Genomic DNA, 19291 nt, shown 5'->3' with positions numbered 1-19291 from the left:
CTCAGACCGCATAGAAACTCCGATACCAATCAGCAAAGCGCTTAACCCCAGTTTCAATCGGTGTTGAGGGGCGGAAACCGACCCACTCCTCCAGTGCTGTGGTCTTGGCAGCAGTGGCCACCACATCTCCGGGCTGCATCGGCTGAAAATCCTTGATCGCCTCGCAACCCAAGGCCTGTTCCATCACCTCAATGAAACGCAGTAGCTCAGTGGGCTGACTGTTGCCGATGTTGAACACCCGATGCGGTGCCGCCGCCGTCGCCGGATCAGGAGCATGGGGATCGAAGTGAGGATTGACAGTCGCCGGCTTATCGCAACAGCGCAACACCCCTTCCACAATGTCGTCGATGTAGGTGAAATCCCGTTGCATCTTGCCGTGGTTAAACACACGGATCGGCTGGCCCGCCAGGATCGCCTCGGCAAACAGCATCGGTGCCATGTCGGGCCGGCCCCAGGGGCCATAGACCGTGAAGAAGCGCAGACCAGTGGCCGGTAGACCGTAGAGATGGCTGTAGGTGTGAGCCATCAGCTCGTTGGCCTTTTTGCTAGCCGCATAGAGACTGACCGGGTGATTCACAGCCTGCCGCTCATCAAACGGCAAGTTGCGATTGCCGCCATACACGGAGCTGCTCGAGGCATACACCAGGTTGTCCACACTGTGGTGACGACATCCTTCAAGAATGTGCCCGAAACCGACAAGGTTGCTCTGGATGTAGGCCGCTGGGTTCTCAAGTGAATAGCGCACGCCAGCCTGAGCCGCCAAATTCACTACCACCCTTGGCCGTTCAGTCGCAAAGAGAGCGAGGAGGGACTCTCCGTCTTCCAGAGCCAGGCATTCAAATTGCCAGGCATCAGGCGGAGCCATTGCCTTGATCTGGGCCAGCCTTGCTTGCTTCAGGGCTGGGTCGTAATACGTGTTGAGGTTATCGATGCCAATCACACGATCGCCCCGCTCAAGCAGGCGCTGGCAGAGAGCGGCTCCGATGAAACCGGCGGCACCGGTGACCAAAATCGGACGGGAAGACGACAAGGGCATCAAAACAACGGCTGCGAGTAAAAGAGATCAGGCCTCAGACTCCACACCACCATCGCCCACGCGCCAGAGCTTCAGGCCAGCGGCAGCGACGACTGCGGGATCGACAACTGAGCGAGCATCAAAGATCCAAGCAGGCTGGCGCAGAAGCGGGGCCAGAACGGTCCAATCGAGCTGGCGGTACTGCTGCCACTCTGTAAGTATCAGCACCGCATCGGCACCAGCAATGGTGGCCGCCTCATCGGCCCCTTGCCACCACGTCCCATCGCCGCTGAGGGCGGCACGGGACGGACCTGCGGCTGGATCCGGAGCTGCACTCGCGGGCAGATGCAGATCGCGGGCGATCTGCTCAGGATCAACCTTGGGATCGTGAATCGCCAGCTGGGCTCCCTCCTCCAGCAAATCGCGACAGATGCGGATCGCCGGTGCCTCTCGCGTGTCGTTGGTATCAGCCTTGAACGCGAAGCCAAGCACAGCCAAACGCTTGCCGGTGACGGTTCCGAACAGTTTCTGGACCACCAGGCGGGAGATGCGGTGTTGCTGCCAAGTGTTCAGGGCGACCACACTCTCCCAGTAATCGGCAACCTCCGGCAAGCCGAAATGGCGACAGAGGTAGACCAGATTGAGAATGTCTTTCTGAAAACAGCTGCCACCAAAACCAGGACCTGCCTGAAGGAACTTGGCGCCGATTCGGCTATCCGATCCGATGGCCCGTGCCACTTCGCGCACGTCAGCACCGGTGGCCTCGCAGAACGCCGCGATCGAATTGATCGAACTGATGCGTTGGGCCAGGAAAGCGTTGGCGGTCAGCTTGGAGAGCTCACTGCTCCAGAGATTGGTGCGCAGAATCTTCTCCTGTGGCACCCAGTGGGCATACACCGACGCAAGAGCATCAATCGCCGCGGGCTCTTCCCCACCGATGAGCACCCGGTCAGGTGCTTCCAGATCACCGATCGCTGTGCCTTCCGCCAAAAATTCAGGATTGGAGAGCACGGAAAAGCTGCGGGCGTGATCATCACCCCCATGCGCCGCAGCCAGGATCTGCTTGATCGCTTGAGCCGTCCGCACTGGCAGGGTGCTCTTCTCAACCACGATCGTGTGCCCCTTGGCCACCTTGGCCACTTGGCGAGCACAGGCCTCAACCCAACGCAGGTCACTGGCCTGGCCAGCCCCCAAACCCTTGGTCTTGGTGGGCGTGTTCACGGAAATGAACACCATGTCGGCATTTGCGATCGCCTCATCCACCGCCGTGGAAAAGGTGAGATTGCGACCGCGAGCCCTGCCGACCACGGCATCCAGACCAGGCTCATAAACCGGCAACTGGCTCAGATCTCTGTCGTTCCATGCCGCGATTCGCTGCTCATTGAGATCCACCACGGTGACCTGCAGGTCTGGGCAGCGGTCAGCGATCACGGCCATGGTCGGCCCACCGACATAACCAGCACCAATGCAGCAAATGGAGCGGATGGCAAACACGGACATTCAGAGATCGCGAGGGGTGTAAGGCTTCCGGAGCATGGGTCCGCTAATGCTGGATCCCTGGTGGGTCGTGGTCGTCTTGACATCTGCACCAATAGGCAACGAGATGGCAAGCGAAGAATGCAATCCGGTACGGCTCAAGATCTCGGATTGATCGAAATGAGCCTTGAGACGGGACCAATCAACATCATGGACATCATCAGGGACCGAACGGCCAAGAGCCTGATAAGCCCAGCTGTAGTGGGCAGTGAACACCACACTGGGCTGATGGGTGCCTGCTACGACGAGACCGTAATCTGTGATCGCTTCACGAATAAAGCGATCACAGATCGGACCCAAATAAGTGGGCATCATCCCCCAAAGCGGTAAGACACGAAAGGCGGAGGGATAAAAGACGTAGCAGGAGGTATCGACATGACGATGACCAAGGTCCTCCTCCGGCACTCCCTGAAGGAGCGTGCCATCGGGGAGAGCACACTCCCGGCCCATGGCAAGCACATCGGCCCTGGGATGGCGCTGACGCAGTGCCAACACCGAGTTCATATGCCAAGGCTGGAACCAGTTATCGGCATCGAGAAACAAAATCGGCCAATACCCCTGATTGATGGCCGAGATCGCCCCAAGGCATCGGGGGGTATTGCCGTTGTCAGCGTGGGCCTGAGGCAGAGGGATGTGATCCACATCCCAGCCAGCCACCTCACAGCGCGGATGACCATCCGCGACCATGACATGGCGAAGGGGCCAATCCCCCTCCTGCTCCAGACAGCTGCGATGGCATCGCTCAAGCACTGCGAGCGATTCCTTGTAATAAGGCGTGATCACGGCCACACCACGGGGACCAATCGCTGGGCAAGGAGAGCCCGACTCGGACACATTGGTGGCGGATCTCATCTCCTGCTCCTGGTCACCCCTGAGTCGTTTCAGAACGCTCAGAGTTAGCACCGTTTTGAAGAACAGCGATCAGTGGCCCCAGATCGTTGATGCTCCAATCCTCCTGCTGGTCATCTCCAGGCTCCGACAAGGTCGATTTGAGAGCTTTGAGCCGAACCACACCGCGGTCGGCCTCCTCCTCGCCAATCACAAGGGCAACGGGGGCACCACTGCGATCGGCGCGCTTGAACTGCTTGCCGAAAGCGGAATCCGATTCATCACGCTGAACCGCCAACCCGGCAGATCGCAACTGCCTGGACAAGATGAGAGCCTGACGGTGCGCCTGCTCGCCTCGATTGACCACATAAACGTCCGGCACGTCAGCCTGAACAAGGCTGGCTGCACGACCGCTGGGGTTCGCTGTTGCCGCTGCCTCCAGTACCAACAACAACCGTTCCATCCCCAAGGCCCAACCAATCGCAGGGGTCGGAGCACCACCAAGCTGCTGGATTAGGCCGTTATAACGGCCACCGCCACACACGGTGGCCTGGGCGCCAAGTTGATCGCTGGTGATCTCGAACGCTGTATGGCCGTAGTAATCGAGACCACGCACCAGCCGGGGGTTCACCACGTAAGGGATCGAAAGATCATCGAGCGCCTGCAGCACAGCCTGATGCCGACTGCGACTATCAGCAGCGAGACTCTGCTCCAGCATCGGCGCGTCCTGGAGTAGCTCGCGAGTCTGAGCATTCTTGCTATCGAGAATTCGAAGCGGGTTAGTCCGCAGCCGTTGCTGTGAGTCTGCATCCAGCACGTTTTCGTGCTGCTCTAGCCACGACACAAGGCGGCTGCGATAAAGCTGGCGATCATCTGGGGTCCCGAGCGTGTTGATCTCGAGAGCCAAACGATCAACACCCAAATCAGCCAGCAGATCCCAGGCCAGAGCAATCACTTCGGCATCACTGGCTGCTGATGTGACCCCAAGCCACTCCACACCGATCTGATGAAACTGACGCTGGCGGCCGGCCTGGGGCCGCTCATAACGAAACATCGGCCCGCCATACCAGAGGCGCTGCGCTCCCTGCGCCAGTAAGCCGTGCTGCAGAGCAGCCCGTACAACTGAGGCCGTCCCTTCTGGTCGCAGGGTGCAGGAGCGGTCTCCACGATCCTGAAAGCTGTACATCTCTTTGCCCACAACATCGGTGGCTTCACCGATTCCGCGGGCGAACAACTCAGTGACTTCCAACAGCGGGGTACGAATCTCTCGGCAACCCCAGCGCTGAAAATGTTGACGGGCCAAGGATTCAACCGCCTGCCAGCGACAGGTCTGCTCGGGAAGCAGATCAACCATGCCGCGCAGGCTTTGCAGTTGCGTCATGGGAAGGGAGGATCAAACGCAGTCAGTTTGCCGGGGAGCTGTCCGATCCCTTTCGCCGTGGAGAGCGCCTGGTCTTGGCTGCGGGCTTGGCCTTGGCTGTCTTGGCTGCTGATGTCTTTGAGGCCCCAGATGTGGCTGCGCGGCTTTTGCGCACTGGCTTTGCAGATGGTGCCGCCGTGGTTTCCACCTGATCGGACGCTGAGGAGGTGGATGTGGAAGCAGACGGAGCACTCAACGGTGACGTGGTCGCTGTCGCAGCTGGGGCCGCCGTCAGTTGGGCACTCAGACGGGCCAGCAAATCGGCCTGGGAGGCTTCCGAGAAGGCGTAGCTGCCCACATGGGTGAGGGCGAAGCGCTTGGAAATAAAAATTCGCCCACCCAGATCACGCCAGCGGTTACAGAACAACCAGTCTTCGCTCATGAACACCTTCTCGCCAAACAAGCCGCACTCGAAGAATGCATAGAGGTATTGGTTGATCGAGGGATCCAAGCCGCAATCGTCGGTGTATTTGAGTTCAGGCATCGCCTCAGCCATGCGGCTGAACACCTCCCGCTTAAGCAAGAGAAAACCGGTACCAATCCGCTCCACTTCTGCCTTGGCGTCATCCGCCTCTCCATCGGTGATCGGATTGATCACATAATCGATCGGCAAACTCTTTTTGGGATAGCCGCCGCCAATCACTTCGACATCCTCCTGAAGCAACATCAAGATGTACTCAGGATCAAAGCCGATATCCGCATCCAGAAACATCAGATGCGTTGCGCGAGGATTGTGCATCGCCCGGGCCACCAGAGCATTTCGTCCCCTGGGAATCAGGCTTTCATTGACAAGCGTGTCAAGACTCCACTCCAAACCCCACTGCGGGGCTCGGGCAATGAATCGCACAAAACTGGTGAAGGTGACTTCCGAGATCTGACCGCCGTAGCAGGGAATCAGAAAATGGATATGCACGCGATCATTGCCAGAACCGCCTGATCTTATGGGGATTTTTCAAAAGCGATGGCAGGATCTTCATCATTGCCTCTGCCTGTAACAGCATGGCCCTTCAGGATCTGGAGTCCTTCCTCGCCAAAGTGGATCAGAATCCTGATCTGCAAGAGCAGCTCAGGCAGCTCGATCTGCAAGGAGTGCTGCAACTCGCTACCGACCAGGGCTATCAGCTCCGAGCAGCCGATCTGTTGCGTGCTCAGGCCGAACAGATCCTTGCCATGAGTGATGACGAGCTGGATCTACTTGTGGACGGCGGTCTGGAAGACCTGTTTGATATGAACGATTTCCAGGCTTATTTGGAACGCACCTGAGCCGACAACAACAGCGCCGCTGCCAGATAGCCCTCCTGATCAGCAGCCAAAGCACCTTCCATCCCTCCCTGCCAGACCCACTGAACCTCTGCAGCAGGGTCCAACTGCTCTGGTTGCGGCAGCTGCATCACCAACAGATCACGGAAATCCTCTGGCCTGCGAATCAGGGCATCCATCAAGGCCTTCCCTTGCTGCTGTTCCTCGGTGGTGCCGTGTCGCAAAAGCAACAAGCCGCGGTTGAAGTTCATGAAACGCTCCGCATGCACCGGCGGCAATACGGCGGCCACTGCAGGGCTATAGGTCTGTTCCAGACAGGCCTGAACAACACCCCTCGTCAGGCTGCCCCGAGGCATCAGACTCAAGACCAACCCATCCAGTGGCCACCAATAACTGCGGAACCGCCCCTGGCGAAGACGATCGCGAAGATGCTGCAGGGCACCGGGCGCGTTGGGCATGCTGGGATCCGCAGCCCAATTGGTTAGAACACAGTCATGGGGAGCGCACCAGCCAGCCATCTCTGCCGGCTGACGATGAATGAATTCTGCAATGGGCTGTGGATTGGAGTAAGTGCGGATCCCAACGTCACCGATCCAGCCGGAAGCCAAAAAGCCATCGAGCGCAACTGACGACGGTCGTTGGAGCAGACCAAGACAGCGTCGCAACCAAATCGAGCTGTCCAAATCAGTCGGCGTGGATCGGCTATAGCCAACAGGTTGCGGGTTGTTCAGCCAGGGCTCGAGTGCTTGGCACTGTCTGAGATAGGCAGGCTTCAACCTCGGATCATGTCGTACGTGAGCGAGCAAGGTGAGACAGGCCAACGGCACCCATAGATCCGAACGACCGGGGCTGAGTGAAAAACCAAGCCATCCATTGGCCGATTGACTGAGCCACTGGAAGGCATGGTCCACCGATGACGGTGCATCCTTCTCGTTTGGGGCAGTCACGGCCGCAGCCTGCGTTGGCTTCGGTGCCGTCACCATCACACCTAGATACACCTTGTGATCCACGAGTTCACCCGCCTCCACCACAAGCTTCTGGTGACTGAGCCCACCGCGCAGTGCAATCTGCTGCGGGCCATAGGCCACAGACGGCACATGAACGGAGGCTTTCATGAGCCCCTGGAGACGTGACGGTGGAATCAAGGCTGGATGGGGAGGCCAAACCGGCCACTGATCTGAATCGGCAGGGATCTCACCGGGGTAACCAATGATCGTTTGGCCCTGGCGATAGCGAGGGAATACCTCCAAGCAGTAGCGCTCTTCCACCAGCCGACGACTCTCGAGAGCCAATGCCAGCGGGAATGCCTCAAGTCCGATGCGGAGAGGCGTCGGAACACCAAGTCCATCCAGCAAAGCTGCTGGCTCCGTCACCCCAAATAAAAAACGCCAACCTCCTTTAAGTGGATCAAGGTCGATCCCAAGCTGATCAGCCCCAGCCTGCGGCAGCTGCTTGAGGCCATCCCACCAAGTTGTCGAAGGCAAGGGCAAACGCTGCTGCAAGCGTGAGCTCAATTGAGCGTGGAGAGCTTCCAGCCGATCGCGTAGCTGCTCGATACCGAGGGGTTGGGTTGTATGCCGAAACAAGAGAAACGGCTGTCCAGCCTGTCGCCGTGGTGGCTGGGTGTATTCCAGCCAGGTTTCGCGCTCAAACAAATCCTGAGCCTGAAGAAACGGCTGAAGATCCTGCACCGTGAGCCCGGAGGCAAACGTGCCATCAGTCCGTACAAGAGGCTGAAGCAAAACAGACCAACGTTGTAAGCGACCGCTTAACACCCATGCCGCCATGTGCGGACGTCGACGCAAGCCCCGCTTGGAGACCTCCAAACCGATCGCAGGTGCCTCAACAGGAGTGAGACCCTGCAAAAACTGTCGCTGTAGCTCAGACGGTGCCAAAGGGGCGAGCATCGTCTCGATCAAAGAGTCATTGGTCCAGAACGTTTTCCAGCTCGGACGCATGAACAACTCCACACCAAGGGCGACATGATGGCAGCCACCAGCGAAGAAGGCCATGCCCCGGGCAGCACATGTTCCTGCAGCCTGCGGTGATCTTCAGGGCGTGGCCCGTGGCTTCTGTGCCAAGAACAAGATCGCCAGGATTGCCGAACTGCTGGCCTCACCCTCAGGTCAAGGGAGCAGTCATCCAAGAACCTCAGGTCTTGAGACCAGTGTGTTGGAGTATGGAAAACATTGGGATTTCCGCGAAAACCTCTGGAGACAACATCCAGAACTGGAACGCTGGCTGCTCGAGGAAGAGCCGGCCCAGCTTGCTGCGGATCTCCTCAAGAGTGACAGGATCTGGCTTCTACGCGATCAGACCTACTTCAAACCTCCGGGAAGTGAGCACACACCCTGGCATCAGGATGCTCTCTTCATTCCAGTCGAAGGATGCAACTTCCTGACCCTTTGGGTTCCGATGACACCAATCGAGAAGCGAAGCGATTCTCCACTTGAATACTGGCAACCACCCAACCCAAGCTGTCATCTTCTCGATGGAGGCAGTGCCATCGAAAGCTTTCGCTCCTACCAGCAAAGGTGGCAATCAGAAAAGTGGACACAAATCACCACCCTGGGACTGCAACCGGGTGACTGCAGTTACCACGATGGTTGGACCTTGCATGGAAGCGAAGGGCACCATGCAGAGCTAGACCGGTTGGCCTTCGTCGCTGTCTACGGCTGCGGGGAGGGCCAACTGAAGGTGGCGCCATCGATGGCTCATGCTCCATCGTCGCTGCGGAGCCAGGTACGACTACTGCGGCAAGGCCTGCATCAGTCATGTTTTCAGGGTCTTCAAGACGGAGATGCCGTACCCGGCCATCACAATCCTTGGATCCGATGCTGCCCAAATCGGACATTGCCCATACACTCAACCGATCCTTTATCGGCACCGCCGTCATGAGCGACTTCATGCCCTCCCACATGGAAGACCAAAACCAAGAGGACACGTCCAACCAAGAGCAGGTCACCAACGAAGACCAGCAGACCCTCACCCTTGATGGCCGTGTTTATGCCATGAACGCTCTGCCTGCAGAAGCGATTAATGCATTAAATGACCTGATCCGATCCGAAAACGAGCTCAACGAGCATCGCTTCCGGATGCGGCAGCTCTCGGCAGCACAACAAACACTGACTGCGGCAATTGGCCAGATCATCCAAACAGCTGGAATCGAGCCAATTTCCGAAGTGGACAACACTCAGTCTGAGGAATCTGAGGCTGCCTGAGCGGCAGGTTGATCGATCGGTGAAGCGATCGTGAGGTTGCGTGCATCCTCACCGGATTGTTCGGTGAGGAACTGCACCATCTCCTCTAGCGAATAGGCCTTGAGAACAGTCGGCGACTGAGCACCCTGGTTGCTGCGATTCACCAGCAATGCCATCGATGTAAACGTGAAGGCGCAGGGAACAATCGTGGACGTGTTTCCATCCGCAGTCTGGGTGATTCTCACCAAGGGATCTGGGCAAAGCACAAAAGGCTTTTGTTGCGCAAGGCTTCGAGCCTGCTCAAGCTCGACTCCTTGCTGCATCTGCAATCCAACGACGGCGGGGATCTGAGCCGGGTCTGGAACGTATGACTTCGTGAGATTCGGGTCGGCTTCTCGAGCTGCAAGGAATGCTGCTTCGAATTGAGTCAGCGCCAGGGGCGCCACACGGAACTCACCGTTATCGCCTGTGCGCTTCCGCCACTGCTCAGCGAAGAGATCTGCGGCAAGCGTGGAGAAAAAAGCAACCAAACCTGCCTGCTTCAGAGGCTGCAGCTCCCCAGACTCGGTGACAGGGGTCAGAACAGTGACAGCTTGGAATTTCGCATCGACAGCATCAGGCTCTAGAGCACTGGCGACAGAACCCAACAGAGTGGAACCGGCCAGCAGAAAAGCTGTTGCAAACGAGCGAATAGTCATAACCCAAGCACAGAAGTCGCCATTCAAGCAGCGATGTCGACCACAAATCACAACTGGCTGCATTTGCACAAAATAGTGTTGCCTACTAAGTGGAACGCAACTAGCTTTTACCGGCTTACAGAGTGCTGTAGCTCTGTCTTCCCGGAGTTCTGTGAAACGTCGTACCTCGTCGGCCTTAGCCCTGCTCCCCGCCTTCCTTCTGATGGCGGGACGAACGACGAGCGTGCTTGCGCAAACCCAGACCGTGGGGTCTGGGTCTTACAACTCACCCTCTTCAGCCCCGCTTCTCGTAGGAACGGGTAGCAGTGGTAAAAACCAAAGCTATGACCCGTGGAGTACAACGGGAAGAACGGGTGGAACGGGTGGAACAGGACCCAACATCACCCAGACCGTTACCGGCTCCTACAGCTCTCAAGTCGGTTCGAAATCTGTTGGTGGCCAGGGAGGACGAGGTGGTAGCTCGATCGGGAATGGAGGCGCTGGTGGCACAGGCGGCTCGCCTGGCAACGTTCAGGTCACCTTCGCCAGAGGTGGATCCGTCACGATCAACACCTCAACCAACAGCAATATTTCCGGCGTTCAGGCCTCCGCCATCTCAGGTGATGGCGGTGACGGCTCAGGAGCAGGCCTAGCGAGTGGTGGCGCAGGCGGAGTAGGCGGTAGCTCCGTCAATAAACGAGCAAGCATCACGATTCAAAGCGGAGCCAGGGTCTCAGTCACAAACCGATCCGGCGGCAGCAGTGCTGGAGCGATTGGCGTTTTGTCTCAAAACACCGGCGGCATTGGTGGAGATGGCGGTAGCGGCACCTTTGGTTCAGGTGGCGCTGGCGGCACTGGTGGGGTGTCAGGCCTTGCAACAGGTAGCAATGCCGGCAGCATCACCGTTTCCAACAGTGGTGGAGCAGGCGGCGCCGGCATCTTGGTTCAATCCGTTGGCGGTCAAGGCGGAGACGCCGGCTCAGGCGGCGTGATCGTGACCTTCGGAGGCCTGGGTGGAACTGGTGGCGCTGCCGGAAACGTGCAAGCCAGTAATACCGGAACGATTTCCACATTCGGCAGCAACATGCCGGGCATCAACGCGCAAAGCGTTGGTGGTGGCGGTGGTGCTGTGCCAAAACAGATCTCGTTCGCGAGCCTTGGCGCTGCAAAAGGGGGGGCCGGCGGGGCCGGCGGATCCGCCGAGGCATCGATGTCGGCAGGATCAATCAATACGAGTGGGAATAACTCCCAAGGCATCATCGTGCAATCCATTGGTGGCGGCGGCGGGGCCATCGGCACCAGCGCTGCAGCGATCAATCTCGGCGCTTCCTCTGAAGCAGGGGCCGGTGGCAACGCAGGCAATGCAACCGTCAATTTCACAGGCGGACGCATCGTTACGGGTGCGAAAACATCAAACAATGCACTCTCTACAGGCATCCTGGTGCAAAGCATTGGTGGTGGCGGAGGTAGCGCAGGCACGAGTTATGGATTAATCAGTTTTGGCGCCCAAGGTGGGCCTGGCGGAAATGCAGGCGTCGCCACAGCCAACTTGAGTGGAGGTTCGATCACCACCTACCAGAATTACGCACCTGGTGTGATTGTTCAGTCCATTGGTGGAGGCGGCGGAAACGGTGGTGATGCAAGCTCCGCAGGACCGATCGCCGTATCCGTTGGCGGCAACGGTGCAGCTGGTGGTGTTGGTGGCACAGCTGTCGTCAATACACCCTCCGGAGCAGCACCGGTCACTGTGAATACAGCCGGATTCTCAGCACCAGGCATTCTGGTGCAATCGGTTGGTGGTGGTGGAGGCAACGGCGGTAGCTCCAGTAGCGGATCGATCGGTGTTGGCATCAGCGTCAGCGTTGCCGTTGGCGGTACTGGCGGCTCAGGTGCTGTGGGTGGCACGGTGAACGTGGGTCAAAGCGGTAATCCTTTCAAAGCCAATATCACAACAACTGGTGCGTTCTCACCTGGCCTGAGTGCAACCAGCATCGGCGGCGGTGGTGGTGCAGGCGGCAGTGCCAAAAGTGTGTCTGGAAGCGGCGGCCTAAGCGTTTCTGTCGGTGTTGGCGGTGACGGCGGATCAGGTGCAAATGCCGGCACTGTTAATGTCAATATGGCGGGCAATATCCTGACCACCAACATCCAATCTCCTGGCTTAAACGTCGCCAGTATCGGCGGTGGCGGTGGTTCAGGCGGCTCAAGCCTGTCGATGTCAGCAGGCACAGTTGCGGTTTCACCATCCATTGGAGGCAGTGGCAGTGGTGGCGGTGAAGGCAACACAGCCTCAGGAACATTTAGCGGCACGATTACAACAAAAGGCAAGTACTCTCCAGGCGTCAGCATTACCAGCATTGGTGGTGGTGGTGGTGCAGGCGGCAGCTCTCTTTCAGGATCAGCGTCACTTGGCGTCAGTGTGTCTGTTGCAATTGGCGGCAGTGGGGCAGGTGGTGGTTCCGCCGGCAATGCCACAGGTGATATCAGCGGAGATATCTCCACGTATGACAGCTTTTCGCCCGGAATTATTGTTCAATCCATCGGTGGTGGTGGTGGTGCCGGTGGTAGCGCGATAAGTGGAGCCGTCAGCGCCAACCCAGTTGCCAGTGGAGCTGCAGCAGTTGGGGTCGGTGGTAGCGGTGGAGGTGCAGGAGATGGACGAACGGTCAATCTCACTTTCAGTAACGGATCAATCCAAACTGGACTCGCAAATACAAGCACCAATCCAGTTGACTTCTCTCCTGCAATTCTGGCTCAGTCAATTGGTGGTGGCGGCGGTGCCGGCGGCTCTTCAACAACTGCCAGCGCCGCTGTTGGTGGCACCGCAGGGGTGAGCGCAAACTTTGCGATTGGTGGTTCAGGTGGTAGTGGCGGCAACTCTGGAAGCGTGACCGTTCGCGCCAATCTTTCCGACTCTGACCTAATTAAAACCCTTGGCAATCTGTCTCAAGGCATTTTCGCCCAATCTGTCGGTGGTGGTGGTGGCCAGGGGGGTTCCACTATCAATGCGCAGCTTTCAGCTGGTGGATCGGCCGGCGTGAATATGGGCGGTGCGATTGGAGCTGACGGGGGTGGCGGTGGAAACTCTGGATCAGTTTCAGTGACAACAACTGGTGGAACTATTTCCACAGCAGGTGTTCAGTCTGCTGGTATTTTTGCCCAGTCAGTTGGCGGCGGCGGGGGATCAGGGGGTGGCTCTCTAACAATTCAGGCTGGCGGCGGTGGGGCAGCTGGTGTGAATGCCTCAGCCACGATTGGCGGCAAGGGAGGAGTCGGTGGAAGTGCAGGTGCTGTCACGGTTAATTCTGGAAGTTCAATCAGAACAGAAGATTTCCTCTCTTATGGCATTTTTGCTCAATCCGTCGGTGGTGGTGGTGGAAGTGGCGGTAATGCAGTCAGCGGCAAGGTCGCCATTGGAGGCACAGCTGGTGTAAACGCAGGAGCATCAATTGGTGGCAGTGGCAGTGGCGGTGGCAGTGGTAGCGACGTCACCGTGATCTCCAACGGTGACTTCATCCAAACCCTTGGCCCTAGCTACGCCTCTGCAATTTTTGCTCAATCGCTAGGTGGTGGTGGTGGCACTGGTGGATCAGCCATGGATATCAGTGTCAGCGCCGGTGGAACTGCTGGTGTTGATCTCGGTGCCACGCTTGGCGGCACAGGTGGTCGTGGTGGCCGAGGTGGCAACGTCAGTGTGACCAACAGCTCTGCATTGAGCACGAAAGGTGAAAACTCCGCTGCTATTTTTGCCCAATCTGTTGGTGGTAGCGGCGGCAATGGTGGCAATGCCATCAAGGGCTCATTAACAATTGGCGGAAAGGCAGCTGTCACAGCAGGGGCAATCATTGGCGGCGAAGCCGGCACCGGAGCTTCTGCTGGCAACGTCACCATCGTCAATACCGGTGACTCAATCACCACAACAGACAACAGTTCATCTGGCATTTTTGCCCAGTCTGTTGGTGGTAGTGGTGGATCTGGCGGCAGTGCACTGAGTGCCTCACTCAACGGCGGCGGCACAGCAGCGGTCAGCCTTAGCGCCACGATCGGTGGCAAAGCAGGTAGCGGCGGTAGTGCTGGCAATGTCAGCATTACAAACAGCGCTTCGATCGAAACTGGGGGAGGCACCACCTCCTCTCTGGGAATGCACTCAGCGGGCATTTTTGCCCAGTCGGTTGGAGGTGGTGGTGGATCAGGCGGCAGTGCCTTAACGGCAACGATCTCAGGAGGCGGAAAAGCCGCTGTGACTGCCGGTGTGAATATTGGCGGTGCAGGCGGTAGTGGAAACAGTGCTGGAACTGTTTATGTCAAGAACACGGGCTCATTCATTACCACTCGCGGTGATTTCGCCTCAGGCATTCTTGCGCAATCGATCGGTGGTGGTGGTGGTGCTGGTGGAAGCACACTGAACTTAAGTGGTGCGATTGGCAGCAATGCCATTAGCGCTGGCGTGAACCTCGGGGGCAGTGGCGGCAGCGGCGGCACAGCCAGTGATGTCACGGTGATCAACTCGGCTGCGATTACCACGGGTACGAATCTTCTCGATCAGCTATACGGCAACAATTCCTATGGCATTTATGCCCAATCTGTCGGCGGTGGCGGTGGCGCTGGCGGAGAATCCATCAGTGGACAAGTCAGCCTATCGAAGGGTGCCAGCGTAAATGTAGGCGTCAGCCTGGGCGGATCCGGTGGTTCAGGTAATACCGGTGGCAATGTGTCAGTTAGCAATACTGGCGCCATCCAAACCATTGGCAATAACAGTGCCGCCATCTATGCCCAATCACTTGGCGGAGGTGGTGGATCAGGTGGTCGTGTCATCAACGCTCAACTCGCGGGTTCAAAAGGCGGGCCTTCTGTCAACGCTGGGGCCAGCGTTGGAGGTAGTGGTGGAACTGGTGGCAATGCCGGCAATGTGACGATCACAAACAGCGGAGCGATCACCACCGGCACGCTGTTCGAAGACGAAATCTATGGCGATTTTGCTTATGGTCTTTTCGCGCAATCCGTTGGCGGTGGTGGTGGTGCCGGTGGCACCACTATTAGTGGTCAACTCGGAGCCAGCGGCAAAACATCTGTTAATGCTGGCGTCAATATTGGCGGAACAGGTGCAGCCGGCGGTTCAGCAGGGGCTGTCACCGTCACGAATACGGCGAGCTCAATTCGCACCTATGGCGATCATGCCAGTGGCATCGTTGCCCAATCCATTGGCGGCGGTGGTGGCAGCGGTGGCAGCACCCTGAACGTTCAAGCAACGATCAGCACGGGTAAATCGGTCAGCGTCGGTGGCAGCGTCAGCCTTGGCGGTGAAGGCGGATCCGGTAGCAGCGGTGGAAATGTCACCGTGACCTCAAGCAGTGACATCACCACAGGTGTAGTTGACGATAACGATGTTGTCATCAGTGGTGATTTCGCCTATGGATTGTTGGCTCAATCCGTGGGTGGCGGTGGTGGCACCGGTGGTTCCACCAGCAATTATTCAGCCACAGTTTCTAAGTCAGGAAGCCCAATCACTCTCGGAGTCGACATTGCGGGCTCTGGTGGAGAAGGAGGTCGTTCTGGCAATGTGATCGTTAATGTTTCCGGAAATATCATCACCGTTGGTGATTTAGCTCCGGGTGTTCTGGCTCAATCTGTCGGCGGTGGCGGTGGTGCTGGCGGCAGCTCGGAATCTCTATCAGCCAATGCATCACTCAAGGGTGACAGCAAGATTCAAGGCAGTGCCAATGTCGGGCTTGGAGGAACAGGCGGCAGCGGCGGAGTCTCCGGAGATGTCACAGTCAATCCCGACAAAACCGGCAATAATCTGACGATTAACACGAGAGGGCATCTCTCTAAAGGCTTTGTCGCCCAGTCCATCGGTGGTGGTGGTGGTACTGGTGGTAGCGCTAGCAGCACCAGCTACAACAAGAGCAAATCAAAGTATTCATTTGGTGCCAGCGCCAACGTCTCAGGTGAGGGTGGAACAGGTGGCAATTCAGGCATCGTCACCGTCGGAACCAGTGCATCCAAACCTCTCAACCTGACGATCACCACCAGCGGAGATAGTGCAGAAGGCTTCCTTGCACAATCTGTCGGTGGCGGTGGTGGCACTGGCGGCGGAGCCAGTACAGACAACAAGGGTGGCGCCGTGAATGCTGCCTTCGCGATGGGAGCTCAAGGTGGTGCTGGCGGCAATGCAAACAATGTGATTGTCAATACCCTTGCTGAGATCACAACTAGCGGTGCAAATTCACGCGGCTTCATCGCGCAATCCATCGGTGGTGGTGGTGGTACCGGTGGCAGCACAGTCTCACAATCTGAATCCAGTGCTCCCTCGAGCAAGGGATCAAAGTCTTCGACCTTCAGCCTTGGTGCTTCAGTTGCAACAGGAGGCAGTGGTGGAGGTGGCGGCAGTGCTGGTGACGTTGATGTTTCTTTCGGTGGCTCTGTCAAAACCATTGGTGCGGCCTCTGATGGCATTTATGTTCAATCAGTTGGTGGCGGTGGTGGCATTGGCGGGTCCACGATCAGCAGTGCCTCCGCATCAGGTGGAAATAAATTTTCTGGCTCGCTTTCAGTCGCACTTGGTGGCAATGGTGGCGCTGGTGGCAGTGGCGGAGATGTCAGCTTCACTGCGATCTCGCCAATCACAATTCTCACCACCGGAGATTCTTCGACGGGCATGACGTTGCAAAGCCTCGGCGGCGGCGGCGGCAATGCTGGGGAAGTCAAGTCAGAAACAACAACAACATCAGCAGCCAATTCGACGTTTAACTTCGGTGCTTCAGCCTCTGTTGGTGGCCAAGGGGGCAGCGGTGGTAGTGGCGGTGATGTGAACCTCGGCAGCAGCACACAAATTGCTGATCTCACGATCCAAACCCTCGGTGACAATGCCAACGCACTCTTTATCCAATCCCTGGGTGGTGGTGGTGGCGTTGGTTCCAACACCAACGCAGGTTCATCCGGTGGCAATCTCTCGGTGTCCTTTGGCATGGGTGGCACCGGAGGCAATGGCGGCAATGCTGGTGATGTCTCCCTTTATGCAGATGGAACCTTCCTGACAGCAGGCCACTCCTCTCACGGTGTCTTGATCCAAGCCATCGGCGGCGGTGGCGGCCAGGGTGGTTCTGTCACCTCCAATGCATCAGCGGATGCATCTGAGGCCAATTCGAAGTTTGCCTTCGGGGCTTCCGTTGGGCTTGCCGGAAAAGGCGGAGCCGGGGGATCAACCGGAGACGTCACTGGCTCAATTGCAGGCCAAATTGTCACCCAGGGCGATAGTTCCTTCGGCTTCTTTGCCCAGTCCGTTGGTGGTGGTGGTGGTGCCGGTGGCTCTGTTACTGACTCCTCGAAGGCCTCTGGAAATGTGAAATTTGCCGCTTCTGCCACGTTTGGCATGGGCGGTCAGGGTGGTTCCGGCGGTTCTGGACGCAACGTCTCCTTCCTCGTTCCTGACACCCTCACCATCTCCACAGGCAACGTTTCCCTCAACAGTGGTACTGGTTCCCACGGTCTCCTCCTCCAGTCCATCGGTGGTGGTGGTGGTCAGGGTGGTTCGATCATCGGCAGCAACGTCGCTACATCCGCCTCCAACGCCTCCTTCTCCTTTGGTGGCTCCGGTGCAACCGGCGGTGCTGGTGGTGCAGGCGGCTCCGGTGGTTCCGTTTCCCTCGGCGCCTCCTCACAGATCGCTGATCTCGCCATCCAAACCGTTGGCGATAACGCCAATGCCGTCTTCCTCCAATCCATCGGTGGTGGTGGTGGTACCGGCGGCTCTGTCAACAACGCCGCCTCTGGCGGCAACCTCTCCGCAACATTCGCCATGGGCGGCAGCGGTGGTTCCGGTGGTTCCGCCTCTGATGTGAACTTCTACGCCGACGGCACCTTCATTACCAAAGGTGCTTCCTCCTACGGCGTTCTGCTCCAATCCATCGGTGGTGGTGGTGGTCAAGGTGGCTCCGTCACCTCCAACGCTTCTGCTGACGCGGAATCCGCCAACTCCACCTTCTCCTTTGGTGCCACCGCTGGTGTCGGCGCCGATGGCGGCGGCGGTGGTCAAGCCGGCTCCGTTTCAGGTTCCATCGCTGGAGCCATCAGCACCATTGGCGATGGCTCCATTGGCTTCTTTGCCCAGTCCGTCGGCGGTGGTGGTGGTGCCGGTGGCTCCGTCACCAATTCCGCTTCTGCCTCTGGTGATGTCAAAGTCGCGGCTTCCGCCACCTTTGGCATGGGCGGCAAAGGCGGCCGTGGCGGTTCAGGCCAGGCCGTTTCCTTCCTCGTTCCTGACACCCTCACCATCTCCACAGGCAACGTCTCCCTCGGCTCCGGCACAGGTGCCCACGGTCTCCTCCTCCAGTCCATCGGTGGTGGTGGTGGTACAGGCGGTTCGATCATCGGCAGCAACGTCGCTACTTCCGCCTCCAACGCCTCCTTCTCCTTTGGTGGCTCCGGCGCCGCTGGCGGTGAAGGTGGTGCAGGCGGCTCCGGTGGCTCCGTCTCCCTCGGCAACTCCAGCCAGATCGCTGATCTCCAGATCCAGACCATTGGCGATAACGCCAATGCCGTCTTCCTCCAGTCCATCGGTGGTGGTGGTGGTGCCGGTGGCTCCGTCAACAACGCCGCATCAGGCGGCAACCTCTCTGCAACATTCGCCATGGGCGGCAGCGGTGGTTCCGGTGGTTCCGCCTCTGATGTGAACTTCTACGCCGACGGCACCTTCATTACCAAAGGTGCTTCCTCCTACGGCGTTCTGCTCCAATCCATCGGTGGTGGTGGTGGTCAAGGTGGCTCCGTCACCTCCAACGCTTCTGCTGACGCGGAATCCGCCAACTCCACCTTCTCCTTTGGTGCCACCGCTGGTGTCGGCGCCGATGGCGGCGGCGGTGGTCAAGCCGGCTCCGTTTCAGGTTCCATCGCTGGAGCCATCAGCACCATTGGCGATGGCTCCATTGGCTTCTTTGCCCAGTCCGTCGGCGGTGGTGGTGGTGCCGGTGGCTCCGTCACCAATTCCGCTTCTGCTTCTGGTGATGTCAAAGTCGCTGCTTCCGCCACCTTTGGCATGGGCGGCAAAGGCGGCCGTGGCGGTTCCGGCCAGGCCGTTTCCTTCCTCGTTCCTGACAAGCTCACCATCTCCACAGGCAACGTCTCCCTCGCTGGAGACATCACAGGCACCGCTGCACACGGCCTCCTCCTCCAGTCCATCGGTGGTGGTGGTGGTACAGGCGGTTCGATCATCGGCAGCAACGTCGCTACTTCCGCCTCCAACGCCTCCTTCTCCTTTGGTGGCTCCGGCGCCGCTGGCGGTGAAGGTGGTGCAGGCGGCTCCGGTGGCTCCGTCTCCCTCGGCAACTCCAGCCAGATCGCTGATCTCCAGATCCAGACC

11 protein-coding genes are annotated in these 19291 nt (G+C 58.4%); 4 read left to right on the top strand and 7 right to left on the bottom strand.

The window, feature by feature from the left end; translation table 11 throughout:
• Position 1: 1 nt before the first annotated feature.
• The 5 genes from DXY10_RS09670 to DXY10_RS09650 are packed head-to-tail and all read right to left on the bottom strand — an operon-like array spanning position 2 to position 5712.
• A complete protein-coding gene (locus DXY10_RS09670; protein WP_371411143.1) occupies positions 2-1030 on the bottom strand; it encodes an NAD-dependent epimerase in 1029 nt (342 codons plus the stop codon).
• Positions 1031-1063: 33 nt separating this feature from the next.
• Complete coding sequence (locus DXY10_RS09665) at positions 1064-2515, bottom strand: nucleotide sugar dehydrogenase (protein ID WP_115018867.1); 1452 nt, start codon at positions 2513-2515, stop codon at positions 1064-1066.
• Complete coding sequence (locus tag DXY10_RS09660; protein WP_115018866.1) at positions 2516-3403, bottom strand: glycosyltransferase family A protein; 888 nt, start codon at positions 3401-3403, stop codon at positions 2516-2518.
• A gap of 13 nt (positions 3404-3416) precedes the next feature.
• Positions 3417-4760, bottom strand: a complete 1344-nt coding sequence (gene hisS / locus DXY10_RS09655; protein WP_115018864.1) for a histidine--tRNA ligase — start codon at positions 4758-4760, stop codon at positions 3417-3419.
• Positions 4761-4782: 22 nt separating this feature from the next.
• Positions 4783-5712: a glycosyltransferase family 2 protein gene (locus tag DXY10_RS09650; protein WP_115018862.1), complete on the bottom strand. Its 930-nt coding sequence runs from the start codon at positions 5710-5712 to the stop codon at positions 4783-4785.
• A gap of 86 nt (positions 5713-5798) precedes the next feature.
• Between DXY10_RS09650 and DXY10_RS09645 the strand changes: the two genes are divergently transcribed.
• Positions 5799-6062 carry a Nif11-like leader peptide family RiPP precursor gene (locus DXY10_RS09645; protein WP_115018860.1) on the top strand — a complete coding sequence of 88 codons (264 nt, stop codon included), beginning with the start codon at positions 5799-5801 and terminating at the stop codon, positions 6060-6062.
• Here the strand turns inward: DXY10_RS09645 and DXY10_RS09640 are convergent.
• Positions 6044-8071: a hypothetical protein gene (locus tag DXY10_RS09640; RefSeq protein WP_244282208.1), complete on the bottom strand. Its 2028-nt coding sequence runs from the start codon at positions 8069-8071 to the stop codon at positions 6044-6046. The genes DXY10_RS09645 and DXY10_RS09640 overlap by 19 nt on opposite strands.
• Between DXY10_RS09640 and DXY10_RS09635 the strand changes: the two genes are divergently transcribed.
• Positions 8070-8957, top strand: coding sequence for a phytanoyl-CoA dioxygenase family protein (locus tag DXY10_RS09635; protein ID WP_115018858.1), 888 nt, complete (start codon positions 8070-8072; stop codon positions 8955-8957). The two genes, DXY10_RS09640 and DXY10_RS09635, sit on opposite strands and share 2 nt — an antisense overlap.
• An 8-nt stretch (positions 8958-8965) precedes the next feature.
• Positions 8966-9280 (top strand): DUF6447 family protein, encoded by a 315-nt coding sequence (locus DXY10_RS09630; RefSeq protein WP_244282206.1) that lies wholly within the window; start codon positions 8966-8968, stop codon positions 9278-9280.
• On the opposite strand, the gene DXY10_RS09625 is transcribed toward DXY10_RS09630, so the two are convergent.
• On the bottom strand, positions 9253-9957 hold the full coding sequence (locus DXY10_RS09625) for a hypothetical protein (RefSeq protein WP_115018896.1): 705 nt from the start codon (positions 9955-9957) through the stop codon (positions 9253-9255). The genes DXY10_RS09630 and DXY10_RS09625 overlap by 28 nt on opposite strands.
• Positions 9958-10108: 151 nt before the next feature.
• Here DXY10_RS09625 and DXY10_RS09620 point away from each other — a divergent pair.
• Positions 10109-19291, top strand: a 9183-nt coding sequence (locus DXY10_RS09620) for a hypothetical protein (protein ID WP_136989175.1), incomplete at its 3' end; no start/stop codon positions are given.

Source organism: Synechococcus sp. UW140 (assembly GCF_900474295.1).
In the GTDB taxonomy this organism is placed as follows: Bacteria; Cyanobacteriota; Cyanobacteriia; order PCC-6307; family Cyanobiaceae; genus Synechococcus_C.
Note: the sequence above shows the minus strand (reverse complement) of the source record. Positions and strands in the feature narration are given on the sequence as shown.